Here is a 2,264-nt window from a genome sequence, read left to right on the forward strand (position 1 = left end):
ACCTCGGGCCGGCGTTCTTCGAGCCGACGATCCTCGAGGGCGTCACCAAGGACATGCTCTGCGGCGTCACCGAGACGTTCGGGCCCGTCGTCGCACTGCACACGTACGCAGACGTGGACGAGGCCGTGGCGCTCGCCAACGACACCGACTACGGGCTGAACGCCTCGGTGTGGGGCGGCGACGTGGCGAACGCCTGCCAGGTGGGCAAGCGCATCGAGTCGGGCAACGTCAACGTCAACGACATCCTCGCGACGGCGTTCGCGTCGAAGGGGACGCCGTCGGGCGGCGTGAAGCAGTCGGGCGTCGGCGCGCGGCACGGCGACCAGGGCCTGCTCAAGTACACCGACGTGCAGAATCTCGCGGTGCTCAAGAAGCAGGTCATGGGTGCGCGGCCGGGCCAGGACTACGACAAGTACGTCAAGGGGATGCTCAGCGGTCTGCGGATGATGCGCAAGACCGGCATCCGCTGACCGTCGTCGGCTCAGCCGGCCGCGTAGCCCAGCATCAGGTGGTCGCGGTGGCTGCCCCACGTCAGGTCGACCGACCAGCAGCCGGCTGAGGGCAGGTCGACGCCCGACGGGCCAGGCGCCGGGCTGACGGTGCGGGTCACGATCTGCCCGGTGCCCTCGAGCGTGGCCCGGATCTCGAGCGGACCGTCGGCCGCGCCGACCCGGGCGACCCACAGGATCTTGTTGTTCTCGCCCGCGGCCGGCGGCGCCTCGAGCGGATGGTGGGTGTCCCAGAGGATGGCGACCATGTCGCCCCGGTCGCCGACGACGTAGGGCATGGCCTGGTCCGGCGGCGTGAAGCCCGCACGGGCCCACTCCGGGAGCGGTGCCGGCTCGTAGTCGAGCACGCATCCGGTGCCGGTGGTGGACCCGGACGGCGCCTGGTCGGCCGGCGCGCCGGACTCCGAGCCGTCCGGCCCGGAGAGGGCGGCGATCGTGACGACGGCGGCCACCGCGGCTGCGGCGGCGACGGCGAGCGGCGCGATCCAGCGGCGCGCGGGGGCCGGGGTCACGGGCGCTCCCGCCGGCGGCCGCGCCGAGTCGGCGACCCGCCTCATCGTGGTGGCGATGAACTCGTCGGTGTCCATGTCAGATCCCTCGATCCGTCGGCTCGGAGGCGCGTGCGGCCTCGGCGGCGCGCCGCAGCGCGTCGCGGCCCCGGGCCAGGTGCGTCTTGGCGGTCGCGACCCCGCAGCCGAGGATGTCCGCGACCTCGGTGATCGGCCGGTCCTCCAGGTAGGTCAGCGCCACGGCCACCCGTTGTCGATGCGGCAGCGACCGCATGGCATCGTCCAGCCAGGCGTCGAGGCCGAGCGGGCCCGGCTCGTCGCCGGTCATCGGGGCGGCCGGGTCGGGCGGGTCGGCGACCAGCACCTCGCGCCGCCGACGGCGGGAGTTGCGGTGCAGGTTCGCCAGCGTCGTACGGGCGTAGGCGCCCATGTTGTCGTGGTGTGCGAGCCGGCCCCAGCGAGCGGACACGCGCGTCAACGTCTCCTGGGTCAGGTCCCACGCGTCGTGCTCGTTGCCGCACAGCACCCGGGCGAGGCCGAACAGCCGGGTCGTCTCGACCGCGGCGAACTCCTCGAACCCCAGCTCCATGGTGGTGCCGCCTTCTCTCACACCCATAGAACACGTGAGAGGCCGCTCGGGACTACACGACCGCCGACCACGTTGAGTCGTGAGTTGTGACGGTCGAGTCGTGAGTTGTGACGGTCGAATCGGGCGAATCAACCGTCACAACTGCCGACTCAACCTGCAGAAGTCCCGAATGAACGTCTAGGCGACCTGGAGGGACCGCTTCGAGAGGCCCATCCAGAAGCCGTCGATGACCTGCAGGCCGGGCTCGGTGGGGTCGGTGGCGGCGCCCAGCGTGACGAAGAGCGGGGTGTAGTGCTCCACCGTGGGGTGGGCGTACGGCATCCCCGGCGCGTGCGCGCGGTAGTTCGCGAGCTCGTCGACGTCGCCGCGGGCGAGCGCCTCACCGGCCCAGACGTCGAAGTCGGCGGACCAGCCCGGGACGGCCGCGTCGATGCGCCACTCGGTGAGGAACGGCAGCCCGTGGGTGAGGAAGCCGGAGCCGATGATCAGCACGCCCTCGTCGCGCAGGGGCCGCAGCCGCTCGCCGAGCTTCATCAACCGCACGGGATCGTGGGTCGGCAGCGACATCTGCAGCACGGGGATGTCGGCGTCGGGGTACATGATCCTCAGCGGCACCCACGCGCCGTGGTCGAGGCCGCGCGAGGAGTGCTGGTGGAT

Annotated in this window: 4 protein-coding genes; 1 reads left to right on the top strand and 3 read right to left on the bottom strand. The window is 71.9% G+C overall.

All coding sequences use genetic code 11. The features are described from left to right. Positions 1 to 470, top strand: a 470-nt coding sequence (locus tag Q0L15_RS19755; RefSeq protein WP_296606305.1) for an aldehyde dehydrogenase family protein, incomplete at its 5' end; no start/stop codon positions are given. An 11-nt stretch (positions 471 to 481) separates the two neighbouring features. Here Q0L15_RS19755 and Q0L15_RS19760 read toward each other — a convergent pair. From Q0L15_RS19760 to Q0L15_RS19770, 3 genes are all read right to left on the bottom strand, one after another. Next, positions 482 to 1,096 carry a hypothetical protein gene (locus Q0L15_RS19760; protein WP_296606307.1) on the bottom strand — a complete coding sequence of 205 codons (615 nt, stop codon included), beginning with the start codon at positions 1,094 to 1,096 and terminating at the stop codon, positions 482 to 484. A gap of 1 nt (position 1,097) precedes the next feature. Continuing rightward, positions 1,098 to 1,607 carry a sigma-70 family RNA polymerase sigma factor gene (locus Q0L15_RS19765; RefSeq protein ID WP_296606308.1) on the bottom strand — a complete coding sequence of 170 codons (510 nt, stop codon included), beginning with the start codon at positions 1,605 to 1,607 and terminating at the stop codon, positions 1,098 to 1,100. A gap of 177 nt (positions 1,608 to 1,784) precedes the next feature. Then, the coding region (locus tag Q0L15_RS19770) for a class III extradiol ring-cleavage dioxygenase (RefSeq protein WP_296606310.1) at positions 1,785 to 2,264 on the bottom strand (480 nt) is incomplete at its 5' end.

The sequence above is a fragment of the Nocardioides sp. genome (assembly GCF_024509035.1).
In the GTDB taxonomy this organism is placed as follows: domain Bacteria; phylum Actinomycetota; class Actinomycetes; order Propionibacteriales; family Nocardioidaceae; genus Nocardioides.

What these genes read in the sequence shown, in the direction of transcription:
- Q0L15_RS19760 (WP_296606307.1), bottom strand. Translation starts at nt 1,096, where the DNA reads ATGGACACCGACGAGTTCATCGCCACCACGATGAGGCGGGTCGCCGAC.
- Q0L15_RS19765 (WP_296606308.1), bottom strand. Translation starts at nt 1,607, where the DNA reads ATGGAGCTGGGGTTCGAGGAGTTCGCCGCGGTCGAGACGACCCGGCTG.